This is a genomic window from Streptomyces sp. NPDC053432 (assembly GCF_055585365.1).
Window position 1 is genome coordinate 1 of sequence record NZ_JBVJKF010000042.1, and the last position, 21,917, is coordinate 21,917.

At 71.8% G+C, this 21,917-nt stretch carries 24 protein-coding genes; 14 read left to right on the plus strand and 10 right to left on the minus strand.

Annotation, left to right across the window (positions count from 1 at the left end):
* The first annotated feature begins 220 nt into the window (after positions 1–220).
* Positions 221–646 carry a hypothetical protein gene (locus tag ACZ6Y1_RS36725; RefSeq protein WP_469640385.1) on the plus strand — a complete coding sequence of 142 codons (426 nt, stop codon included), beginning with the start codon at positions 221–223 and terminating at the stop codon, positions 644–646.
* On the opposite strand, the gene ACZ6Y1_RS36730 is transcribed toward ACZ6Y1_RS36725, so the two are convergent.
* Positions 627–1,343, minus strand: coding sequence for a FadR/GntR family transcriptional regulator (locus tag ACZ6Y1_RS36730; RefSeq protein WP_469640387.1), 717 nt, complete (start codon positions 1,341–1,343; stop codon positions 627–629). The two genes, ACZ6Y1_RS36725 and ACZ6Y1_RS36730, sit on opposite strands and share 20 nt — an antisense overlap.
* Positions 1,344–1,423: 80 nt before the next feature.
* Between ACZ6Y1_RS36730 and ACZ6Y1_RS36735 the strand changes: the two genes are divergently transcribed.
* From ACZ6Y1_RS36735 to ACZ6Y1_RS36750, 4 genes are all read left to right on the plus strand, one after another.
* On the plus strand, positions 1,424–2,698 hold the full coding sequence (locus ACZ6Y1_RS36735) for a CynX/NimT family MFS transporter (RefSeq protein WP_469640389.1): 1,275 nt from the start codon (positions 1,424–1,426) through the stop codon (positions 2,696–2,698).
* Between the two features lie 5 nt (positions 2,699–2,703).
* Positions 2,704–2,823, plus strand: coding sequence for an SGM_5486 family transporter-associated protein (locus ACZ6Y1_RS36740; protein ID WP_469640391.1), 120 nt, complete (start codon positions 2,704–2,706; stop codon positions 2,821–2,823).
* Between the two features lie 149 nt (positions 2,824–2,972).
* Positions 2,973–3,188, plus strand: coding sequence for a hypothetical protein (locus ACZ6Y1_RS36745; RefSeq protein WP_469640393.1), 216 nt, complete (start codon positions 2,973–2,975; stop codon positions 3,186–3,188).
* 51 nt (positions 3,189–3,239) lie between these two features.
* Positions 3,240–3,761, plus strand: coding sequence for a SixA phosphatase family protein (locus tag ACZ6Y1_RS36750; protein WP_469640396.1), 522 nt, complete (start codon positions 3,240–3,242; stop codon positions 3,759–3,761).
* Between the two features lie 83 nt (positions 3,762–3,844).
* Here the strand turns inward: ACZ6Y1_RS36750 and serB are convergent, their stop codons facing one another.
* A complete protein-coding gene (gene serB, locus ACZ6Y1_RS36755) occupies positions 3,845–5,044 on the minus strand; it encodes a phosphoserine phosphatase SerB (protein ID WP_469640398.1) in 1,200 nt (399 codons plus the stop codon).
* A gap of 1,077 nt (positions 5,045–6,121) precedes the next feature.
* Between serB and ACZ6Y1_RS36760 the strand changes: the two genes are divergently transcribed.
* Positions 6,122–8,647 (plus strand): ABC transporter ATP-binding protein/permease, encoded by a 2,526-nt coding sequence (locus ACZ6Y1_RS36760; protein ID WP_469640400.1) that lies wholly within the window; start codon positions 6,122–6,124, stop codon positions 8,645–8,647.
* Between the two features lie 99 nt (positions 8,648–8,746).
* Here the strand turns inward: ACZ6Y1_RS36760 and ACZ6Y1_RS36765 are convergent, their stop codons facing one another.
* The 3 genes from ACZ6Y1_RS36765 to ACZ6Y1_RS36775 all read right to left on the minus strand — a co-directional run bounded on the left by ACZ6Y1_RS36765 (position 8,747) and on the right by ACZ6Y1_RS36775 (position 11,675).
* Entirely contained in the window at positions 8,747–9,436 is a 690-nt protein-coding gene (locus ACZ6Y1_RS36765; protein ID WP_469640403.1) for a transglycosylase SLT domain-containing protein, read from the minus strand.
* Positions 9,437–9,744: 308 nt separating this feature from the next.
* Entirely contained in the window at positions 9,745–10,794 is a 1,050-nt protein-coding gene (locus ACZ6Y1_RS36770; RefSeq protein WP_469640405.1) for an S-adenosylmethionine:tRNA ribosyltransferase-isomerase, read from the minus strand.
* Positions 10,795–10,823: 29 nt separating this feature from the next.
* The gene (locus ACZ6Y1_RS36775; RefSeq protein ID WP_469640407.1) at positions 10,824–11,675 is read right to left on the minus strand and encodes an SDR family NAD(P)-dependent oxidoreductase; all 852 of its coding nucleotides are present in this window, start codon (positions 11,673–11,675) and stop codon (positions 10,824–10,826) included.
* A gap of 127 nt (positions 11,676–11,802) precedes the next feature.
* Here ACZ6Y1_RS36775 and ACZ6Y1_RS36780 point away from each other — a divergent pair, with 127 nt between their 5' ends.
* From ACZ6Y1_RS36780 to ACZ6Y1_RS36790, 3 genes are all read left to right on the plus strand, one after another.
* Positions 11,803–12,948, plus strand: coding sequence for a GAF domain-containing sensor histidine kinase (locus ACZ6Y1_RS36780; protein ID WP_469640409.1), 1,146 nt, complete (start codon positions 11,803–11,805; stop codon positions 12,946–12,948).
* Entirely contained in the window at positions 12,941–13,594 is a 654-nt protein-coding gene (locus tag ACZ6Y1_RS36785) for a response regulator (protein ID WP_469640411.1), read from the plus strand. The genes ACZ6Y1_RS36780 and ACZ6Y1_RS36785 overlap by 8 nt, the downstream gene beginning before the upstream one ends.
* Positions 13,595–13,722: 128 nt before the next feature.
* The gene (locus ACZ6Y1_RS36790) at positions 13,723–13,968 is read left to right on the plus strand and encodes a chaplin (protein WP_384754245.1); all 246 of its coding nucleotides are present in this window, start codon (positions 13,723–13,725) and stop codon (positions 13,966–13,968) included.
* A 406-nt stretch (positions 13,969–14,374) separates the two neighbouring features.
* On the opposite strand, the gene ACZ6Y1_RS36795 is transcribed toward ACZ6Y1_RS36790, so the two are convergent.
* On the minus strand, positions 14,375–15,160 hold the full coding sequence (locus ACZ6Y1_RS36795; protein ID WP_469640413.1) for a hypothetical protein: 786 nt from the start codon (positions 15,158–15,160) through the stop codon (positions 14,375–14,377).
* Positions 15,161–15,304: 144 nt separating this feature from the next.
* On the opposite strand from ACZ6Y1_RS36795, the gene ACZ6Y1_RS36800 reads away from it, so the two are divergent.
* The 4 genes from ACZ6Y1_RS36800 to ACZ6Y1_RS36815 all read left to right on the plus strand — a co-directional run bounded on the left by ACZ6Y1_RS36800 (position 15,305) and on the right by ACZ6Y1_RS36815 (position 18,614).
* A complete protein-coding gene (locus ACZ6Y1_RS36800) occupies positions 15,305–16,105 on the plus strand; it encodes an ABC transporter ATP-binding protein (protein WP_469640415.1) in 801 nt (266 codons plus the stop codon).
* A 90-nt stretch (positions 16,106–16,195) separates the two neighbouring features.
* Complete coding sequence (locus tag ACZ6Y1_RS36805; RefSeq protein WP_469640418.1) at positions 16,196–16,624, plus strand: NfeD family protein; 429 nt, start codon at positions 16,196–16,198, stop codon at positions 16,622–16,624.
* Between the two features lie 86 nt (positions 16,625–16,710).
* Positions 16,711–17,691 carry an SPFH domain-containing protein gene (locus ACZ6Y1_RS36810; protein ID WP_469640420.1) on the plus strand — a complete coding sequence of 327 codons (981 nt, stop codon included), beginning with the start codon at positions 16,711–16,713 and terminating at the stop codon, positions 17,689–17,691.
* Positions 17,692–17,843: 152 nt separating this feature from the next.
* Entirely contained in the window at positions 17,844–18,614 is a 771-nt protein-coding gene (locus ACZ6Y1_RS36815; RefSeq protein ID WP_469640422.1) for a sulfite exporter TauE/SafE family protein, read from the plus strand.
* A 39-nt stretch (positions 18,615–18,653) separates the two neighbouring features.
* On the opposite strand, the gene ACZ6Y1_RS36820 is transcribed toward ACZ6Y1_RS36815, so the two are convergent.
* The 3 genes from ACZ6Y1_RS36820 to ACZ6Y1_RS36830 all read right to left on the minus strand — a co-directional run bounded on the left by ACZ6Y1_RS36820 (position 18,654) and on the right by ACZ6Y1_RS36830 (position 20,755).
* Positions 18,654–19,157, minus strand: a complete 504-nt coding sequence (locus ACZ6Y1_RS36820) for an HNH endonuclease (protein ID WP_376661611.1) — start codon at positions 19,155–19,157, stop codon at positions 18,654–18,656.
* Between the two features lie 150 nt (positions 19,158–19,307).
* Positions 19,308–19,841, minus strand: coding sequence for a YbhB/YbcL family Raf kinase inhibitor-like protein (locus ACZ6Y1_RS36825; RefSeq protein ID WP_469640425.1), 534 nt, complete (start codon positions 19,839–19,841; stop codon positions 19,308–19,310).
* A gap of 131 nt (positions 19,842–19,972) precedes the next feature.
* Positions 19,973–20,755 (minus strand): sporulation protein, encoded by a 783-nt coding sequence (locus ACZ6Y1_RS36830; protein ID WP_469640427.1) that lies wholly within the window; start codon positions 20,753–20,755, stop codon positions 19,973–19,975.
* A gap of 118 nt (positions 20,756–20,873) precedes the next feature.
* Here ACZ6Y1_RS36830 and ACZ6Y1_RS36835 point away from each other — a divergent pair, with 118 nt between their 5' ends.
* Complete coding sequence (locus ACZ6Y1_RS36835; protein ID WP_469640429.1) at positions 20,874–21,515, plus strand: DNA-3-methyladenine glycosylase; 642 nt, start codon at positions 20,874–20,876, stop codon at positions 21,513–21,515.
* An 81-nt stretch (positions 21,516–21,596) separates the two neighbouring features.
* Here the strand turns inward: ACZ6Y1_RS36835 and ACZ6Y1_RS36840 are convergent.
* On the minus strand, positions 21,597–21,917 hold a 321-nt coding region (locus tag ACZ6Y1_RS36840), incomplete at its 5' end, for a hypothetical protein (protein WP_469640431.1).

The window sequence follows — 21,917 nt, forward strand, 5'->3', positions numbered from 1 at the left end:
GTAAGTTCTCGTGCACACAGTCTGGGGCTCCCCCCCCCCCCCCCCCCCCCCCTCCCCCCCCCCCCCCCCCCTGGGCCCCCCCCCCCCGCCGCCGTTTTCCGTACGGGTTCGATCGGATGTCCACGGGCTGATCGGATCTTCCCGAGTCGAAAACCGGGACATATGCCTGCAAACTGACCAGGCCGGGATCTTCCCGGGCTTGCGGGGAGGAGGTGAGGGAGTGCGCGCGAGGCCGAGTGGAGTGGTATCGCTCCTGGTCGCAGCCGTGGTCCTGACCGGCTTCCTGATGCCCGCGGGCTCCCCCCGGCCCGGCCTGGACGCGCCCGCCGCCGGTCCGGAGGCCCTGGCCGTCGTGGACCTCGCAGACATCGCCGTCGAGCCCCCCGTGCAGCCCGCGCGGCCCCCCGCCGCGGAACTCTTCGGCGCCGACTGCACCACCGAGATCTCGGGCTCACAGGTGACGGCGCGCTGCCACAACGGCTACCCGCGGACCGACCTGGTACGGCTGCACGTCGAATGCGACCGCTGGTGGGACCTGGACGGCGACAGCGCCCCCGTGCCCGTCGGCCCGGCCGGCCGCGCCGAGCTCATCAGCCGCTGCTGGAAGGAAGTCCGCTCGGCCTGGGTCACCCACCAGCGGTCGTGAGGTCCTTCGTCGTGAGGTCCTTCCCGGGCTCCTTGCCGAGGCAGACGAACGGATAGCCCGCGGCCTCCGAGGCCGCCGCGTCCCCGTCGCCCCGCCGGATCGCCTCGATCAGCCGGGCGTGGTCCAGATGGGCCTCCGGGCGCAGCTCCGTCCCGACGTCCGAGCGCAGCCAGTCGGCCACCAGGTCGCCGAGGTCCGCGTACAGCTCGATCAGCACCTCGTTGTGCGAGGCCGTCACCACCGCCATGTGCAGGCTGACGTCCGCCGCGACGAACACCTCCGCGTCGCCGCTGGCCCACGCCTCCTCGCGCCGCGCCAGCAGCGCGTCCAGCTGTACGAGGTCACGCTCGCTGCGCCGCTCCGCCGCCAGCCGGGCCGCCGAGGACTCCAGCGTCGAACGCAGCTCCGCGATGTGCCGGGGATCGGCCCCGGCGAAGCGGCGGTGCATCACACCGGCGAGCTCGCTGGTGGCGATCACGTACGTGCCCGACCCCTGGCGGATGTCGAGCAGCCCGTTGTGCGCCAGTGCCCGGACCGCCTCGCGCACGGTGTTGCGGGCGACGCCGAGCAGCTCCACCAGCTCCGGCTCGGTGGGGATGCGGGAGCCGACCGGCCACTCGCCGGAGGTGATCTGGTTCCGGAGCTGGGCGATCACCTGGTCGACGAGGGCGGAGCGCCGGGGCGACGTCAGCGGCATGGGGGCCTCTCGGAAAAGCGTGTGTTGTTTACATGCAAGTGACTGGACAACCAATCATCCCATGATTCTATGATGGCGGAATGCTCGACGAAGAAATCCAGGCCCGGCAGGCGACCGCACCCACCCGGCAGCAGGCACCGGCGCAGCCGGCCTGGCTGGGCCCCCTGCTCGTCGTCGGCATCGTGCTGGCCGCCCTCAACCTGCGGCCCGCCGTCACCAGCCTCGGCGCCCTCTTCGAGGAGGCCCGCGAGGGTCTCGGCATGAGCGGCACCGTCGCCGGACTGATCACCTCCGTCCCCGCCCTGTGCTTCGCCGTCTTCGGCGTCGCCGCGCCCCGGCTCTCCCGCCGCTTCGGCCCGGCCACCGTCGTCTGCGCGGCCATGGCCGCCGTCGGCACCGGACTGGTGATCCGCTCCTACGCGACCGGCGCAGCCGGCTTCCTCGCCGCCAGCGCCCTGGCACTGGCCGGCATAGCCCTGACCAACGTCCTGGTCCCGGTCATCGTCAAGCGCTGGTTCCCGGACAAGGTCGGCACCATGACCGGCGTGTACTCCATGGCCCTGGCCACCGGGACCTCCCTCGCCGCCGCCACGACCGTCCCGCTCACCGACGCCCTCGGCGGCGACTGGCGCACCGGCCTGCTCATCTGGGCCGTGCTCGCGGTGATCGCCGTACTCCCGTGGCTGCCCATCGCCCGCTCCGCCCGCCGGGAGGAGCGCACGGCCGCGGCCACCGCCGGGACGGTACGCCCGGAAGGCACCGGCCCCCGCATCCTCCGCAGCCGCACCGCCTGGGCCCTGTCCTGCTACTTCGGCCTCCAGGCCACGGGGGCGTACATCACCATGGGCTGGCTCCCGCAGATCTTCCGCGACGCCGGAGTCTCCGCCTCCACCGCCGGAGTGCTCCTCGCCGTCACCATGGCCGTGGGCGTACCCCTCTCCTTCGTGATCCCCGGCCTCGCCGGCCGGATGAAGAACCAGGGCGCCATCGCCGTCACCCTCGGCCTCTTCGGCCTCACCGGCTACATCGGGCTCTACCTCGCCCCCGTCGCCGGAGCCTGGGCCTGGGCGCTGCTCATCGGCGTGTCCAACTGCGCCTTCCCCCTCGTCATCACCCTCATCGGGCTGCGCGCCAAGTCCCCGGCCGGGGTCGTCAAGCTCTCCGCTTTCTCCCAGAGCGCCGGCTACCTCATCTCCATCCCCGGCCCGCTCCTGATCGGCGCCCTCTACCAGCACAGCGGCGGCTGGGACCTGCCGCTCGCCCTGATGGCGGGGATCCTCGTACCGCAGATCGTGCTGGGCGTCCTGGCCGGACGGGACCGCACGATCGAGGACGAATGCGGCATGGCAGACTGAACGGCATGTCGCCCGTACTTGAACCCAACCCGCAGAACGGCCACAAGAAGCTCGGCCTCGTGCTCGGCGCGATGCTCGTCGTGACCGTCGTCATCGCGGTCATCGCGACGCTCGCCTCCCCCTGAGGTAGGGGTAACCCCACCACCCCTAGGGGGTCAGGGTCAGGGTGAAGTGGGGTGTGCCCCCGATGTGAACGGCTCCCTCGGATCCATAGATTCGATGACAGAGAGCCAGTCCGTCCGCACACCCCGCCCGCACACCCACGGAGGCGGCCATGTCGGCCCCCACGCACACCCGCACCCGCCCGGCCGCCCCCGCCTCCCGGTTCGGCGCGGACGCCCGGCTGCACTGGTGGGCACTGGCCCTGCCCGCCCTCGCCTTCGGTCTGCTCCTGCTGCTCCTCGCCGGATCGGGCCAGGCCGAGGCCGCCACCCGGGAGGGCCCGGCGCTGGTCCAGGTCGCGCAACAGCTCCTGCGCGCCGTCGCCTGACCCCTTCAACACCCTGCGCCGCACCCCCCGTTTCATGCGAAGCTGGGAGTCATGAGCGCCGACACACCCCGCAGGATCGTCCTCCTCCGGCACGCCAAAGCCGACTGGCCCGACGTGGCCGACCACGAACGCCCGCTGGCGGACCGGGGCCGCCACGACGCGCCGGCCGCCGGCCTGAAGCTCGCCGAGACCGGCATCGCCTTCGACCTGGCCCTCTGCTCCACCGCCGCCCGTACGCGCGAGACGTGGAAGCTCGCCGTCCAGGAGATGCCGCACCGGCCGAAGACCCATTACGAGGAACGGCTCTACGACGCCTCGCTCGGCGAGCTCATCGCCCTGCTGAACGAGACCCCCGACGACGTGGCCGACCTCCTGGTCATCGGGCACAACCCCGGCATGCACGCCCTCGCCGACGCCCTTTCCGGGCGGGCGAAGGACGACACGCTCGCACGGATGACCCGTACGGGATTCCCCACGGCCGCGCTCGCCGTCGTCTCCTTCACCGGTTCGTGGAAGTCCCTGGAGCACGGGGTGGGCACGCTGCTCGACTACTGGACCCCGAAGGGCCACTGACACCCGTACGCGGGGAGTCCCCCGCACGCCGAAGGGCCCCGGCTGCGTGTCGCCGCCGGGGCCCCTTCACGCGTTCGTACGAGTCACGCCAGGTCGGCGGCCTCGACCTCCTCGCGGGTGATCCCCAGCAGGTACAGCACCGCGTCCAGGAACGGCACGTTCACCGCCGTGTGCGCGGCCTCGCGGACCACCGGCTTCGCGTTGAAGGCCACGCCCAGCCCGGCCGCGTTCAGCATGTCCAGGTCGTTCGCACCGTCACCGATGGCCACCGTCTGGGCCAGCGGCACCCCGGCCTCGGCGGCGAACCTGCGCAGCAGCCGGGCCTTGCCCGCCCGGTCGACGATCTCGCCCGTGACCTTGCCGGTGAGCTTGCCGTCCACGATCTCCAGGGTGTTGGCCGAGGCGAAGTCCAGCCCCAGCCGCTCCCGCAGATCGTCCGTCACCTGGGTGAACCCGCCGGACACCACGCCGACCTGGTAGCCGAGCCGCTTGAGCGTACGGATCAGGGTCCGCGCGCCCGGCGTCAGCTGCACCTCGGCGCGGACCTTGTCCACGACGGAGGCGTCCAGCCCCGCGAGCAGCGCGACGCGGGCATGCAGCGACTGCTCGAAGTCCAGCTCACCGCGCATGGCCCGCTCGGTCACCTCGGCGACCTCGGCCTCGCAGCCCGCGTGCGCGGCGAAGAGCTCGATCACCTCGTCCTGGATGAGCGTCGAGTCCACGTCCATGACGACCAGACGCTGGGCCCGGCGGTGCAGCCCGGCCGAGACCACGGCCACGTCCACGCCGATCTGCGAGGCGGCGGTGGCCAGCGAGGTGCGCAGCGGCTCGGTCTCGGTGCCGGAGACGGCGAACTCCACCGCCGTCACCGGGTACTTCGCGAGCCGGAAGATACGGTCGATGTTGCCGCCGGTCGCGGTGATCCGGGAGGCGATGGCGGCGGTGGACTCGGCGGTCAGCGGGTGCCCGAGCACGGTGACGTGGGAACGGCCGCTGCCGCGCGGCCGGTTGTCACCGGTTCCGGAGAGGATCTCGGCCTGCATCCGCAGCGACTCGGCCCAGCTGTGGACGGTCGCCCGCAGCTCGCCCTCGGCTCCGCCGGCGGGCTTGGTGACGAGGGCGCACAGGACGATGCGGCCACGGGTGACGACCTGCTCGATGTCGACCACGTCGACGGAGTAGGCGGCGAGGGTGTCGAACAGCCCGGCGGTGATCCCGGGACGGTCCTTGCCGAAGATCTTGACGAGGAGGGTGGGGACCTCGGAGGTCTGCGATGCGCTCATGGTGCCCTCACCGTATCTTCCCGCCCCCCACTCCAGGACCCCCGTCCCACCCTACGGTCGCCGCGCGTCCCCCGCGCCCCGTCCGCTCCCGCTGACCGGGCCCGGGCCGCCTCGTCGCCTGTCACCCCCAGCGCTCCGGGTATGGCCCGGCGGGTCTGGTTTGCCGCGCAGCGGCAATTCCAGCCTCGCCGGCGTTTGAGGCGCGGGGTCCGGGGCGGAGCCCCGGGGAACGGTGGAAGGGCGGGTAGGGGACGGCTCCGCGCAGCGGCCGCGGTGGCGGGCCGCCGGGGCCGGGCGCGCGCCGGGGCACCTCATCGAGCGTCGAACCTGCAGAGGCAGCGGACATGTGGCGACGTGGTTGCGTTCGACGCCCTGCGGGGGCACCCCGGCACACACCCGACCCCGACGGCGCGGGGGTGTCAGCGGGGCCGACCCCGCCCGGCACCCGGATTCGACGGGCGCCGGACCGTCCGGCACCCGCGTTCGATGCCGCGGCCGGCCGGCCGGTCGGCGTACGGGCTTCGCCCACGAGGCCCCGGGGGAGACCCCGCGGCGGCCGGCCCCGGGGCAGCGGCGGGTCAGGAGGGCGCCGCCGCCCCCCGAGGTGGCTTTGCCATGCGCTCAACGCGGGGCAGCGCACGGGTCGGTCCCAGCCCCCGGCGCCCCCGCACCGCCCGAGCACTCGGCGAGCCGCGCCACCGTCACCGGCTCCTCCGCGCCCGCCCCCACCGGCAGCGGTTCCGGCAGCAGCCGGGCTGTACCCCCGTGGCACGGCCGTGCAGCGGTCACGAAGGGGACCGGCCCACGGCGGCGACGCCGGAGAAGCAGCGCTTCCCCCCAACGAACCCGACGCACACCGGGCATACGCGGTTCCCCCGCTCCGCGCCGGGCGGGCGAGAAGTCCCCTTCCTCACTCTCCGGGTGACTTTCACCCCCCGTCAACGCGTCGACACAGACGCCGTATCGTGGCCCCGATTCCACATGTGGGCCTCGGCCTGAAATAGTTCCCCCGGATGTTCGCCATCCCTAGACTCCCTGACGTCAGGGGGATTCTCGGGGGACTTAAGTGGGGCTGGAGTGCCGGAACTCGTACTGGAATTGAATGGAAGGACCTGGACGCTCGATCCGTCCAGGTCGTACTCGCTGGGGCGTGACCCCCAGGGAGACGTGGTGATCGACGACGCCCGGGTGTCGTGGCGGCACGCCACCATCGCCTGGAACGGCCGGGGTTGGGGCATCGAGGACCACGGCAGCACCAATGGCACCTACGTGCACGGTGCGAGGGTCCAGCAGACCGAACTCGTGCCCGGCACGCCGGTCCACCTGGGCAACGCCACCGACGGCCCGCGGCTGAATCTGAGCGCCGCCGCCGTGCCGCAGCAGCAGCCGCAGCAGCAGGCGTACGCGCAGCAGGCAGCCCCTGGGTACCAGGCCCAGCAGCAGGCGCAGCAGGCCTGGGCCCAGCAGCAGCACGCCCAGCAGCAGTACGCCCAGCCGCAGCAGCAGCCGCAGGCGCAGCAGCCGCACTTCCCGCACCAGCAGGGAGCCGCCGCGCCCAGCCCGGCCCAGGGCGGCGCGCCGGGCTACAGCGACCGCAGCCCGACGACGTTCCACCAGCTCTCGCTGGGCCACGTCATGCGCATCGGCCGTGCGCTGGAGAACGAACTGGTGGTCTCCGACCTCCAGGTGTCCCGCCACCACGCCGAGTTCCGCTCGATGCCCGGCGGCCGCTTCGAGATCCACGACCTCGGCAGCCACAACGGCACCTACGTCAACGGTCAGCCGCTGCCCAAGTCCGGCTCCGCGCAGATCGGCGCGAACGACATCGTCGGCGTCGGTCACTCGACGTTCCGGATCGTCGGCGACCGCCTCGAGGAGTTCGTCGACACCGGCGCGGTTTCCTTCTCGGCCCGCCACCTCACGGTCACCGTCGACGGCGGCAAGCAGATCCTGAAGGACGTCACCTTCGGCGTCCCGGAGAAGTCGCTGATCGGCGTCATCGGCCCGTCCGGCTCCGGAAAGTCGACCCTGCTCAAGGCGCTGACCGGCTACCGGCCCGCCGACCAGGGTGACGTCCTCTACGACAACCGCAACCTGTACAAGCAGTTCGCGGAGCTCCGCCAGCGCATCGGCCTGGTCCCGCAGGACGACATCCTGCACAAGGAGCTGAAGGTCAGCACGGCCCTCAAGTACGCGGCCAAGCTGCGCTTCCCCGGCGACACCGCCGCGTCCGAGCGCGAGGCCCGCATCGACGAGGTGCTGCGCGAGCTCAAGCTCGACATCCACAAGGACAAGAAGATCACCGCGCTCTCCGGTGGTCAGCGCAAGCGCGTGTCCGTGGCCCTGGAGCTGCTCACCAAGCCCTCGCTGATCTTCCTGGACGAGCCGACCTCCGGTCTCGACCCGGGCATGGACCGCGACGTCATGCAGCTGCTGCGCGGCCTCGCCGACGACGGCCGCACGGTCCTCGTCGTCACCCACTCCGTCGCCGAGCTCTCCATCTGCGACAAGCTGCTGGTCATGGCCCCGGGCGGTTCGGTCGCCTACTTCGGCCCGCCGGACGACGCGCTGAACTTCTTCGGCTACAGCACGTGGGCGGACGTCTTCTCGGCGTTCGAGAACTACCGCGACTACGACTGGGCCGGCCGCTGGAAGGGCTCGCAGCACTACCAGCTCTACGCCGCCGACCTCGACGCGGTCGCCCCGCAGTCGATCGCCATGCCGCCGCAGCAGATGCGCCCGAGCACGCCCCAGGGCTGGGGCTCGCAGCTGTTCACGCTGATGCGCCGCTACGTCTCCGTGATCGCCTCGGACATCGGCTTCCTGGCCCTGATGGTGCTCCTGCCCGCGGTCCTGGGCGTGGTCTCCACGGTGATCCCCGCGAAGTTCGGCCTCGCGCCCCCGGTCGCGCCGTCCCGCTTCAACGGCGACGCCGGCACGATCATGCTGATCCTCGCGGTCGGCATGTGCTTCTCGGGCGCTGCCAACTCGGTCCGAGAGCTGATCAAGGAACGGGTGATCTACGAGCGTGAGCGGGCGACCGGTCTCTACCGGTCCGCGTACCTCATGTCGAAGGTGATCGTCCTCGGCGTCATCACGGCCTTCCAGGGCGTGATCATCTGCGCGATCGGCTTCTTCCCGCGCGACCTGCCCGCCGAGGGCCTGATCATGCCGCCGGCCGTCGAGATCTGCCTGTCGGTCATCGCGCTCGGCTTCACCTCGATGATGTTCGGCCTGGTGATCTCCTCGCTGGTGAAGACCGCCGAGAAGACCATGCCGCTGCTGGTCATGTTCGCGATCGTCCAGGTCGTGTTCACCGGCATCCTCTTCCAGGTGTACGACTCCCCGGGCCTGGAGCAGTTCGCCTGGCTGATGCCCTCCCGCTGGGCCATCGCCGCCGCCGGCACCACGCTGAACCTCGGCAAGCTCATGCCGCCGTGGGACGCCGACAACCCGCTCAACACGGACCCGCTCTGGGACCACTCGATCGGCCAGTGGAGCCTGAACATCACCATCCTGGTGCTCCTCGGCGTCGCCTGCGGCTTCGCGGTCCAGCGCCTGCTGCGCCGCCACGAGCCGGAGGTCATGCGCGCCGGCAAGTAACCCGGCCCGCGTGGCACCACGCACGAAACGCCTCAGGGGCGGCATCCGGAATCCGGGTGCCGCCCCTGAGGCGTATGGGGGCCGAGATGTCAGCGGGGCCTAGTAGGCGCTGTTGACGTTGTCCATCGAGCCGTAGCGGTCGGCCGCGTAGTTGCATGCGGCGACGATGTTGGCGACCGGGTCGTACAGGTCGAACTTCGTGCCCTTGACGTGGTACGTGTTGAAGGTCGGCTGGATGACCTGGAGCAGGCCCTTCGAGGGGATGCCGTTCTTCGCGTTGATGTCCCACAGGTTGATCGCGCGGGGGTTGCCGCTGGACTCGCGCATGATGTTGCGGTGGATACCGGCGTAGCTGCCCGGGATGCCCTCGCGCTTCATGATGAAGAGCGCTTCCTTGATCCAGCCGTCCAGGTTGTTCGCGAAGACGGGGGTGCGGGCGGCGGACCGGCTCGCGGCGGCCTTCTGCTCGCGCGCCTTCTTCGCCGCCGCCTCGGCCGCGGCCTTGGCTTTGGCGTCGGCGTCGGCCTTGGCCTTCGCCGCGGCCTTCGCGTTCGCGTCGGCGATGACCTGCTGCGCGGAGAGGTGGCCGTGCATTGCCTTGGTCTGCGCACCGTCGACGACCTTGGTCCAGGCGACGGGGGCGGCGGCGGTCACCTCGGTGACCTCGGCGGCGTCGGCCGGGACCAGGGAGAAGGCGAGCGCGGCGACGCTGAACGTGGCGACACCGGCAATGGACAGCTTGTGTGCCTTCGTCAGACGACTGTGACCGGGGGTGCTGGAAGCAGACATGATCGGGCAACCTCTTCGAATCGCGGGGGCCGCAGGAAAGCGCCGCGTGGATCCGGGATCCGCGGCGCTGTGCGACGAGGGCAATTCTTAGCGGTGGCAAAAAGCTGTGGCAAAGGTGTGACGTACGATCCCGCTTAGTGGATCAGGGGCGGGCGCCGAGGCCCGCATTTCGGCCTCGGCGCTAGTCGCACCCGTGCTGACGGGACCTTTATGCGTCCACTAGGCAACTTCGTAAGTGATCTGGGTCCTATGCGCGGGGTCACATCGGCCACGTAACGAATTCACCAGGTGTTGCGTCAGCAATGCAATCAGTTACGGAACTCATCCTTGAGTAGCAGATGGACGTCCCCGAACTCGTGCCAAAGGCAGAGACGGGCCACCGCCTCGGCGTACCCGCGCCGTACGGCCTCCCGGCCCGCCACCGCCTCCAGCATCAGGAGGTGGGAGGCCTCGGGCTCGTGCAGCCCGGTCAGCAGCCCGTCCACCACCCGTACCCCGCGCTCCGGCGTCACCACCAGCCCGGTCCACCCCGCGACCGCGCGCACCACCCCGTCCGCATCCGCCGCGGACTCCAGGGCCCGTACGGCGGTGGTCCCGACCGCGATCACCCTGCCGCCCGCCGCCCTCGCGGCGTTCACCAGCCAGGCCGTCGTCGCCGGCACCTCGTACCGCTCCGGATACGGCGGCTCGTGCGCCTCCTGCGAGGCCACCCCCGTGTGCAGCGTCAGCGGCGCGAACTGCACCCCGCGGCTCACCAGCCGCGCCACCAGCTCCGGGGTGAAGGGGCGCCCCGCGCTCGGCATCTCCGCCGAGCCGGACCCGTCGGCGGCCGGTACGGCGAAGACCGTCTGGTACGCCGACAGCGGCTGGTCCCGCTCCGTGTAGGCGTAGCGGATGGGCCGCCCGTACGCCCGCAGCAGTGCCGGCACCTCCGCGGACGGCCGTGCCCACCACAGCCGGTCCGACCCGGAGTCGAGGGGCTCCTCCAGTACGAGCCGCTGGCCGCCGGGCAGCTCCACGAGCCCGCCCGCGGGCCCGCCGGCCCGCCTCCGGGTCGTACCCCGGCCGGCCGGCTCCCGCAGCTCCACCGCCCAGCGCCCGTCGTCCCCGCGGGTCGAGAAGTGCACGACCACCTCCTCGCGGCCCAGCCGGCCGTCCACGGCGGCCGCCAGCGTGGCCGACGTGTTGACCACCAGGACGTCCCCCGCCCGCAGCAGCCCCGTCAGCTCCCGGAAGGCGTGCAGCGACGCCGCCGCACGGCCCCGCGACACCAGCAGCCGCACGGAATCCCGCCCCAGCCCGGGCCCCCGCTGCTCGACGGGCACCCGAGCCGACAGCTCCGGCGGGATGTGCGTCATGTACAGCCCCTCCCGGGCAGCCCGCCCACTCACCACGACCCCACCACCCCACCCGCAGGCGCACCGGCGGCCGCGCCCGTCCCCGGCTCCGCGTCCGCCCCGTCCGCCCCGTCCGCCCCGTCCGCCCCGTCCCCCGCACCCTCCGGGCGCCCCGCGCGTGCCAACCGGCCCGCCGCGAGGCTGTGGCGCCCGCTCGGCAGCCACCGGTCCAGCAGCCCCAGCAGCACCGGCGCCACCTCCTCCGGTGCGGGCAGCCCGGCCAGGTCCTCCCCGGGCTCGGCCGCCGCCATCATCCGCGTCCGCATGGAACCCGGATCCGCCCACCACACCCGCAGCCCCGGCTCCTCCACCGCCAGTACCGCCGACATCAGGTCTCCGGCCGCCTTCGTCGCCCCGTACGCCCCCCACGTCGCGTACGGAACGACCGCCGCGTCCGAGCTGATGTTCAGCACCGCCCCGGCCGCCGAGGCCCGCAGCAGCGGCAGCCCCTCCTGGAGCAGCCCCAGCGGCCCCACCACGTTCACCTCGAACGCCTCCCGCAGCCCCTCCAGCGCATGCTCCGCCAGCGGCACCAACGGCTCCGCCCCCAGCACCCCCGCGTTGTTCACCAGCAGGTCCAGGCCGCCCAGCTGCCGCGCCGCCGCGACCAGCGCCGCCCGGTGCGCCGCCGAGGACACGTCCCCGGCCACCGCCACCACCCGACCGCCCCCCTTCTCCAGCTCCGCCGCGGCCGCCTCCAGCGCCCCCGCGCCCCGCGCACTCAGCACCAGGTCCCAGCCGCGCGCCGCCAGCTCCCCGGCCAGCGCCCGGCCCAGCCCACGCGAAGCCCCCGTCACCATCGCCACCGACATGACCGCACCCACACCCTTCGCACCGACCATCAGATGCCCCCAACGTAGGAAGTCCGCACTCCTCGCCGCGTCGGCCGCGAGCCCCACCCGTACCGGTCCCTTGGACCTACGCCCCGGGCCCGATCCCGCAGGTCACGGTCGTGGGTACGGTGAGCCCATGCACAAGGGACACAAAGGACCGCAGCGCACCGGCCTGGCCGCCGTCAGCACCGCGCTGCTCGCCATGAGCCGCCGCCTGGAGGTCCGCGACGTCCTGCGCACGATCGTCGTCTCCGCCCGCGAGCTCCTGGACGCCGAATACGCGGCCCTGGGTGTCCCGGACGACCACGGCGGCTTCGCCCAGTTCGTGGTCGACGGCATCAGCCCGGAGCAGTGGCGCGCCATCGGCCCCCTGCCCCGCCAGCACGGCATCCTCGCCTCGATGCTCCACACGGACGCCCCCGAGCGGCTGGCCGACGTACGCCAGGACCCGCGCTTCGGCGGCTGGCCCGCCGCGCACCCCGAGATGTCCGACTTCCTCGGCCTGCCCGTCCGCGACGGCGAGGAGATCCTCGGCGCCCTCTTCCTCGCCAACAAGAAGGGGCCGGCCGGCTTCACCGACGAGGACGAGGAACTCCTCGGCCTCCTCGCCCAGCACGCGGCCATCGCCCTGACCAACGCCCGGCTCTACGAGCGCAGCCGCGAGCTCACCATCGCAGAGGAGCGCTCCCGCCTCGCCCACGAGCTGCACGACGCCGTCAGCCAGAAGCTCTTCTCGCTCCGCCTCACCGCCCAGGCCGCCGCCGCCCTCGTGGACCGCGACCCGGCCCGCGCCAAGGACGAGCTCCAGCAGGTCTCCGCCCTCGCCGCCGAGGCCGCCGACGAACTGCGCGCCGCCGTGACCGAGCTCCGCCCGGCCGCCCTCGACGAGGACGGCCTCGTCGCCACCCTCCGCACCCACGTCCACGTACTCGACCGCGCGCACACCGCGCACGTCACCTTCACCTGCGACGGCGTACGGGCCCTGCCCGCGACCCAGGAGGAAGCACTCCTGCGCGTGGCCCAGGAAGCCCTGCACAACGCCCTGCGCCACTCCGGCGCCGACCGTGTCGAGGTCGGCCTGGCCCGCACCGCCGGCGGCGGCGCCGTGCTCGCGGTCCGCGACCACGGAAAGGGCTTCGACCCGAGGAACGTCCGCCGCGCGGGCCGCCACCTCGGCCTGGTCTCCATGCGGGACCGGGCGAGCGGCGTCGGCGGCCGCCTCACCGTGCACTCGGAGCCCGGCAGGGGCACCACGATCGAGATGGAGGTCCCCGGTGGCTGACGACACCGGCCGCATCCGGATCCTGCTGGTCGACGACCACCAGGTGGTCCGCCGCGGCCTGCGCACCTTCCTGGAGGTACAGGAGGACATCGAGGTGGTCGGCGAGGCCTCCGACGGCGAGGAGGGCATCGCCCGCGCCGAGGAGCTCCGGCCCCACGTCATCCTCATGGACGTGAAGATGCCGGGCACGGACGGCATCGAGGCCCTGCGCCGGCTGCGCGGACTCGACAACCCCGCCCGCGTGCTGATCGTCACCAGCTTCACGGAACAGCGGACGGCGATCCCCGCGCTGCGCGCCGGGGCCGCCGGATACGTCTACAAGGACATCGACCCGGACGCCCTGGCCGCCGCGATCCGCTCCGTCCGCGCGGGCCACGTGGTCCTCCAGCCGGAAGTGGCGGAGGCCCTCCTCTCCCAGGAGGAGCAGAACCCCTCCGGCACCGGCCGCCCGGGTTCCCTCACCGACCGCGAGCGCGAGGTCCTGGGCCTGATCGCGGACGGCCGCTCCAACCGGGAGATCGCGAGGGCCCTCGTCCTCTCCGAGAAGACGGTCAAGACGCACGTCTCCAACATCCTGATGAAACTGGACCTCGCGGACCGCACCCAGGCCGCGCTGTGGGCCGTCAGGCACGGTCTGGCCGAGTAATCGGACCAATCCGAGATTCATACGGTCGGGTGTATGTAGCCCGGATGGCGCATCCTGAGCAGGGGCGGCCCGTTCTCCATGGCGTGCCGCGACGGCTGGTCGCGGCAGACGTACTGGAGGACGAGAACGTGAAGAACTTCAAGAAGGCCGCTGCAGTCACCATGATCGCGGGCGGCCTCATCGCCGCCGGCGCCGGTGTCTCCTCGGCGCACGGCAGTGCGTCGGCGGAGGGCGAGGCCCTGAACTCGCCCGGCGTGGCCTCCGGGAACCTGCTCCAGGTCCCGGTCCACGTCCCGGTCAACGTCGTGGGCAACTCGGTCACCGCGATCGGCCTGCTGAACGGCGCCTGGGGCAACACGGGCGTGAACTCCTAACCACGGCACCCGCACCGCTCCGCCGGCTTCGCCCCGCCGAGCAGCGCACCCTGACCGGCCCCGCTTCCCCCCTCTCCCCGGGAAGCGGGGCCGCAGCCGTCTCCGCCCGCACGGTGCAACCCAGGCCGGGCAAACTCAGCCCCGTCGGCGTTTGAGGCGCGAGGGTCCGGGGGCGGAGCCCCCGCAACGGCGCCGCACCCGAAAGCTCGGCTCAGCCGAAACCAGCCTCGCCGGCGTTTGAGGCGCGGGGGTCCGGGGGCGGAGCCCCCGATTGCCCGCGGCGCAGCCGGCCCGGCGCATCGGTCCCGCCGGGCAAAACCCAGCCCCGCCGGCGATCGAGGCGCGGGGTCCGGGGCGGAGCCCAGGGAGCCGGGGCGCAGCCCCGGGCCGCCCCGCCCGGCCCGCGCTAGCGCCCCCGCTCCTCGACCGCCGAGTTGTACGCCGCGACGAGCGCCCGCCGGGCCACCCGCTCCACCGGCCGCAGGGCCTCCGCCCGCGCCGCCATCTCCGACGAGGACACCGCACCCCCGTGCCCGCTCTCGTACGCCAGCGACACCATCAGGTCCACCCGCTGCGCCAGCGACAGCACCCGCACCGCCCGCGCCGGATACCCCGGAGCCAGCGCCCCGTCGGACGGCCCCGCCTCCGCCCGCGCCCGGTACGCCGACAGCGCGGCCTCCGCGACCGGACCCGACCCCGCCACATCCAGCCGCGTCAGCACCACCGTCGCCTCGCGCAGCGCCTCCGCCAGCTCCCGCTCCGCCTCGCCCAGCGAGGGCACGTCCGCCGGCGGGGCCTCCCGTACCGGCAGGCAGTGCCACACCACGGATACGTGCACGTCACCCGCGGGCCCCGCCTCCGCGACCTCCGGCACCAGGCCCAGCGCAGCGCCCACGCACACGACGGCCTCCTCGGCCTCCAGCGCCCGCGCGTTGAACTCCGGCGGCCCGCTCAGCCCCAGCGGATGCCCCGGCGCCGGCAGCGCGACCCGCAGCCCGCTCACCCCCAGCGCCCGCAGCCGGCCGAGCGCCAGCGTGAGCCCCACCGGCTCCGCCTCACCGGGCAGCCCCGCCACCCGGTGCACGGCGTCCTCGCCCACGATCGACGACACGGCCTCATCGGGCGAGACCAGAGCGGCCAGCAGCGCGTTCCCCCAGGCGGCCAGCCGCCCTGAACGTGGTTCGAAAAGCATCCCCCTACTCTACGGATCCGCACCGCGCGGCCCCCCGCACCGGGGCCCGGCCCCGGACCCCTCTCCGAGTGGCGTAGGTTTTCCCCTGGGGCCGCGCCTACAGGCGGGCACAGAACCGTGACTGCAAGGGGTGACAACACGCTCATGAGCGATGTTCTGGAGCTGGTGGACGTATCCGTGGTCCGCGAGGGCCGGGCGCTGGTGGACCAGGTCTCCTGGTCGGTCAAGGAGGGCGAGCGCTGGGTGATCCTCGGCCCGAACGGTGCCGGCAAGACCACGCTGCTGAACCTCGCCTCCAGCTACCTCTTCCCCACCAAGGGCACCGCCACGATCCTCGGCAGCACCCTCGGCAAGCCCGGCAGCGACGTCTTCGAGCTGCGCCCCCGCATCGGCGTCGCCGGCATCGCGATGGCCGACAAGCTCCCCAAGCGGCAGACCGTCCTGCAGACCGTCCTCACCGCCGCCTACGGCATGACGGCGACCTGGCAGGAGGAGTACGAGGAGGTCGACGAGCTGCGCGCCCGCGCCTTCCTCGACCGCCTCGGCATGACCGACTACCTCGACCGGAAGTTCGGCACCCTCTCCGAGGGCGAGCGCAAGCGGACCCTGATCGCCCGCGCCCTGATGACCGACCCCGAGCTGCTGCTCCTCGACGAGCCCGCCGCCGGGCTGGACCTCGGCGGCCGCGAGGACCTCGTACGCCGCCTCGGCCGGCTCGCCAGCGACCCGCTCGCCCCCTCCATGGTGATGGTCACCCACCACGTCGAGGAGATCGCCCCCGGCTTCACCCACGTCCTGATGATCCGTCAGGGCAAGGTCGTCACCGCGGGTCCGATCGACCTCGAACTGACCTCCCGCAACCTCTCGCTCTGCTTCGGCCTCCCGCTGATCGTCGAGCGCAACGGGAACGACCGCTGGACCGCCCAGGGCCTGCCCCTGCGCTAGGCCCCCTCCGGCGCCGACGCGGACGCCAACGCCGACGCGGACGCCAACGCCCCCTGTCCCGACCGCGCTCGCCCCGCCTACCATGACCATGTGGACATCGACGCGTGGGTGTGGTGGCTCATCGGCGCGGTCGGACTGGGCATCCCCCTCGTCCTGACCGCGATGCCGGAGTTCGGGATGTTCGCCGTCGGCGCGGTCGCGGCCGCCGTCACGGCGGCCCTCGGCGGGGGAGTGGTGGCCCAGGTCCTGGTCTTCGTGATCGTGTCGGTCGCGCTCATCGCCGTCGTACGGCCCCTCGCCAATCGGCACCGCCACCAGCGCCCCCAACACCGCAGCGGGATCGACGCGTTGAAGGGCCGGAGCGCCCTCGTCCTCGAACGCGTCGACGGCCGGGGCGGCCGGATCAAGCTCGCCGGAGAGGTCTGGTCCGCGCGCACCCTCGACGCGGACACCAGTTTCGAACCCGGCCAGTCGGTCGACGTCGTGGAGATCGACGGGGCGACCGCCGTCGTCATGTGACAAGCAGCCTGCTCGCGGGCCCCGGGTCTGCGAGACTCCGTTCAACGGGGCAGCACAGACAGCCGGAAGGGCACGGGGAGAACCGCATGCAACCGATCATCATCGTCCTGATCATTCTGGTGGTTCTGGTCTTCATCGCACTGGTCAAGACGATCCAGGTGATCCCGCAGGCCAGCGCCGCCATCGTCGAGCGGTTCGGCCGCTACACGCGCACCCTCAACGCGGGCCTCAACATAGTCGTGCCGTTCATCGACTCGATCCGCAACAGGATCGACCTCCGCGAGCAGGTCGTCCCCTTCCCGCCGCAGCCGGTGATCACCCAGGACAACCTGGTCGTCAACATCGACACCGTCATCTACTACCAGGTGACCGACGCGCGCGCCGCCACGTACGAAGTGGCCAGCTACATCCAGGCGATCGAGCAGCTCACCGTCACCACCCTGCGCAACATCATCGGTGGCATGGACCTGGAGCGGACCCTCACCTCCCGCGAGGAGATCAACGCGGCCCTGCGCGGGGTCCTCGACGAGGCGACCGGCAAGTGGGGCATCCGCGTCAACCGCGTCGAGCTGAAGGCGATCGAGCCGCCGACCTCCATCCAGGACTCGATGGAGAAGCAGATGCGCGCCGACCGCGACAAGCGCGCCGCGATCCTCCAGGCCGAAGGTGTCCGGCAGTCGGAGATCCTGCGCGCCGAGGGTGAGAAGCAGTCCTCCATCCTGCGCGCCGAGGGTGAGGCCAAGGCCGCCGCACTGAAGGCCGAGGGCGAGGCCCAGGCCATCCGCACGGTCTTCGAGTCCATCCACGCCGGCGACGCCGACCAGAAGCTCCTCGCGTACCAGTACCTCCAGATGCTCCCGAAGATCGCCGAGGGCGACGCCAACAAGCTCTGGATCGTGCCCAGCGAGATCGGCGACGCCCTCAAGGGCCTCTCCGGCGCCATGGGCAACTTCGGCCCCATGACCGGCGGTTCGGGCTTCAACCCGCAGGGCTCCGGCAAGGACGGGGCCGGCGCGGAGGGCGGCGGCATCGGCGCCCAGCGCCGTGAGCAGCCCCCCATCGACTAGCGGGACCGGAGCAGTTGCGGAGGGGTGGGGGATTTTTGCGATCCCTCCCCCCCCCGGGACCCTCCGGCCGTCCCCTCAGGCATGATCAGTGAGGCCCCTCGACCTTCATGGCGGGGAGGCGACTCACTCATGCAAAGGGGACGACCCCGCCCATGTCCATCTGGGAATCACTCGCGGTCTTCGCCGCCGGCATCGGTGCCGGCACGATCAACACCATCGTCGGTTCCGGCACGCTGATCACCTTTCCGGTACTGCTGGCCACCGGCCTGCCACCGGTCACCGCCAACGTGTCCAACACCCTCGGCCTGGTGCCGGGTTCCATCAGCGGGGCCATCGGCTACCGCAAGGAGCTGAAGGGCCAGCGCTCCCGCGTCCTCCGGCTCGGCGCCGTGTCCCTCGTCGGCGGTCTCGCCGGAGCCGTCCTGCTCCTCACCCTGCCGTCCGACTCCTTCGACACGATCGTGCCCGTCCTCATCGGACTGGCCCTCGTGCTGGTCGTCCTCCAGCCCCGCCTCGCCGCCTACCTGCGCCGCCGCCAGGAGACCACCGGAGGCGATCCGGGCCATCCCGACGGCGGCCCCGCGCTCCTGTCCGGAATGCTGCTCGCCAGTGCGTACGGGGGCTACTTCGGAGCCGCCCAGGGCGTCCTCTACCTCGGCCTGATGGGCCTGCTGCTCCACGAGGACATGCAGCGGATCAACGCCGTGAAGAACGTCATCGCCGCACTGGTGAACGGAATCGCGGCCGTCGTCTTCCTCTTCGTCGCGGAGTTCGACTGGACGGCCGTCCTGCTCATCGCCGTCGGCTCCACCATCGGCGGCCAGATCGGCGCCAAGGTCGGCCGCCGCCTCTCGCCGACCGTCCTGCGAGCGGTCATCGTGACCGTCGGCATCCTCGCGATCGTCCAACTGCTGATCCGCTGAGTGGCGTAGAGGACCTACGCCATTCAGCGGACCACGGCCTCAGGCGGAACGCTCGAGCCACTCCGGCAGCACGTCCCGCCCGTTCACCCCCAGGGCCAGCAGCATGGCGTCCGCCGGAGACGGCACGAAGGGCTTCCGGAGGAGCGGCATCCCCGCCTCCTCCGGAGTCCTCGCCGCCTTGCGGTGGTTGTCCTCGGCGCACGAGGCCACCGTGTTCAGCCAGGTGTCCCCGCCCCCCTGGGCCCGCGGAAGTACGTGGTCCACGGTCGTCGCGCGCTTCCCGCAGTACGCGCACCGGTGTTGGTCCCGGACCAGCACCCCCCTCCGTGACCAGGGAGCATGTCTTCGGAAGGGCACCCGGACGTACCTGCAGAGCCTGATCACCCGGGGCATCGGAAGATCCATGGTGGCACCGCGCACACGGAGATCGGGGTGCGACTGTTCGACGACGGCCTTGTCCTGGAGGACCAGGACCACGGCCCGGTTCAACGTCACCGTCGACAGCGGCTCGAAGCTCGCATTCAGCACCAGCGTGTCCCGCATCTCGCCCACCTCCCGTGTGCAGGCCCGCGACCACCCTGGCGGCAGGGCCCGCAACCACTCTGGCCGCGCGCGCCACGCGGGACAACGCAATAAAAATGCCCGGTCCAGGCCGTCTTTAGACCAGGACCGGGCAAACAGCAGGAGAAGAGATCAGCCGGCGGGCGCCTCGTACTCACCGATCAGCTGGGCCCGACCCAGCGTGTGGAACCGCAGATTGAAACCGACCGCCGCGGGGGACGCGTCCTCGCCGGGGCCGAGCTTCTCCTGGTCCACCGCGTAGACGGTGAACACATACCGGTGCCGCTCCCCGGCCGGCGGCGCCGCCCCGCCGAAGTCCCGGGTCCCGTAGTCGTTGCGCACGTGCACCGCTCCGGCGGGCAGGCCCTCGAACTTCCCGCTGCCCGCCCCGCCCGGAAGCTCGGTCACCGACACCGGGAGGTCGAACAGCACCCAGTGCCAGAACCCGCTCCCGGTCGGCGCATCGGGATCGAAGCAGGTCACGGCGAAACTCTTCGTCCCCTCCGGGAACCCCTCCCACCGCAACTGCGGCGAGCGGTTCCCGCCCGAGAGCACCTGGTCGGGACCCAGATCGGCACCGGGCGACAGATCCGCGCTCGTCACCGTGAACTCGTGCACCTCGGGGTGGAAATCGTGCGGCAGGGGAGCCCTCTTCTGCTCGGCCACCACGGAACCTCCTGTCTCGGTCGGGGAAGACTGATCAACCGGGATCCTAGGGGCCGACGCACCGTCAGGAGCGGTGGCCACGACGCCGGGGCCCGGACCGCGCTGGCGGTCCGGGCCCCGGCGTCATCGGATCAGAACCAGTTGCGCTGCGAGCCGACCGAGGCGATCCACTGGTTCAGGTACGCGGCCCAATCGGTGCCCTGGTACGACTGCAGCCCCACCTGGAAGCAGCGGTAGGTGTCACTGCCCTCGGTGAACAGACCCGGCTTCTTGTCCATCTCCAGGACGACGTCCATCTCGTGCCCGTCCGAGACGAAGGTCAGCTCGACCTGGTTCAGCCCCCGGTACTGCGACGGCGGCAGGAACTCGATCTCCTGGTAGAAGGGCAGCGTCTGCCGCGTGCCGCGGATGTGCCCGCGCTCCATGTCCGCGCTGCGGAAGGAGAAGCCGAGCTGCCGGAACGCGTCGAGGATCGCCTGCTGCGCCGGCACCGGGTGCACGTTGATCGGGTCGAGGTCGCCCGCGTCCACCGCACGCGCGATCTCCAGCTCGGTGCTGACCCCGATGTTCATCCCGTGCAGGTGCTGACCCCCGAAGTGGGTGATCGGCGTCTCCCAGGGGATCTCCAGCCCGAAGGGCACCACGTGCACGGCGCCGGGCTGCACCTTGAAGGCACCACCGAGACGCTGCTTGGTGAAGACGATGTCCTGCTTGTACTCCTGGTCGCCGCCCTCCACCTCCACACGCGCCTGGAGCCCGACCGACAGCCCCTCGATCTGCTGCTCCACGGACCCGCCCTGGATCCGCACCTCGCCCTGGACGATCCCGCCCGGCACGACGTTCGGCTCGGTGATGATCGTGTCCACCGAAGCCCCGCCGGCACCCAGGCTCGCGAACAGCTTCCTGAACCCCATGTTCAAACTCCCCTTGAAGGCACTGTGTAGGTGTGGCGACTGCGCCGCGACCACCTCTTACCAACGCGGAACCCTAGGCCCCGGTTGCAGGCGCGCGCGTTCCACTACGCTCGACCGGATGAGCGCGCGACCCGACCGTACGCCCCTGGCCCGGCCCTTCTTCGACCGCCCGGTCCTCTCGGTGGCCCCCGACCTCCTCGGCCGCACCCTCGTCCGGCGCACCCCGGACGGCCCCATCGAACTGCGCATCACGGAGGTGGAGGCGTACGAGGGGGAGTCCGACCCCGGATCCCACGCCTACCGGGGCCGCACCGCACGCAACGCATCGATGTTCGGGCCGCCCGGACACGCGTACGTCTACTTCATCTACGGCATGTGGTTCAGCCTCAACCTGGTGTGCGGGCCGCAGGACCACGCGAGCGGGGTCCTGATCCGCGCGGGCGAGATCACGAAGGGCGCCGAGCTCGCCGCCAAACGTCGAGTTTCGGCCAGATATCCGAGAGAGCTGGCCAAAGGCCCGGCCCGCCTGGCCACGGCCCTGGACGTGGACCGCTCACTCGACGGCACGGACCTCTGCGCCGGCCCCGAATCCCCCTTGTCCCTCCTCGCGGGCACCCCCACCTCGCCCGACCTGGTGAGCAGCGGCCCGCGCACGGGAGTGGGCGGAGCCGGCGCGGCCCACCCGTACCGCTTCTGGATCACGCACGACCCGACGGTGAGCCCGTACCGGGCCCACGCGCCCCGCCGCCGCTCAACTTGACTCGCCCCTTGCAGACGCCTAACGTAGTCCGAGCCGTTTGAACGGGGCACTGCCATCGGCGGACCCCGGAGCGGCCAACCACTACCTACGACTTACCCCTGGCGGGGTTCTATCCGGCATGCCCGGATTCCCGGCCAACGGCTCGATTATGAGCCGCAGGGGAAAAGCGCTAACGTAGCGGAGCGCCGAAAGGCACAGACCCCCAACGGTCACCGAATTCAAATCCAAACCGACTGCGACTTCCGAGAAGCAGGGCGCGGAAATGATCTGGTAGAGTTGGAAACGCAAGACAGCAGAACGAAAGCCTGGAGGAAAGCCCCAGCCAGTGTTGCTGAGGGTGAGTACGAAGGAAGCGTCCGTTCCTTGAGAACTCAACAGCGTGCCAAAAATCAACGCCAGAAG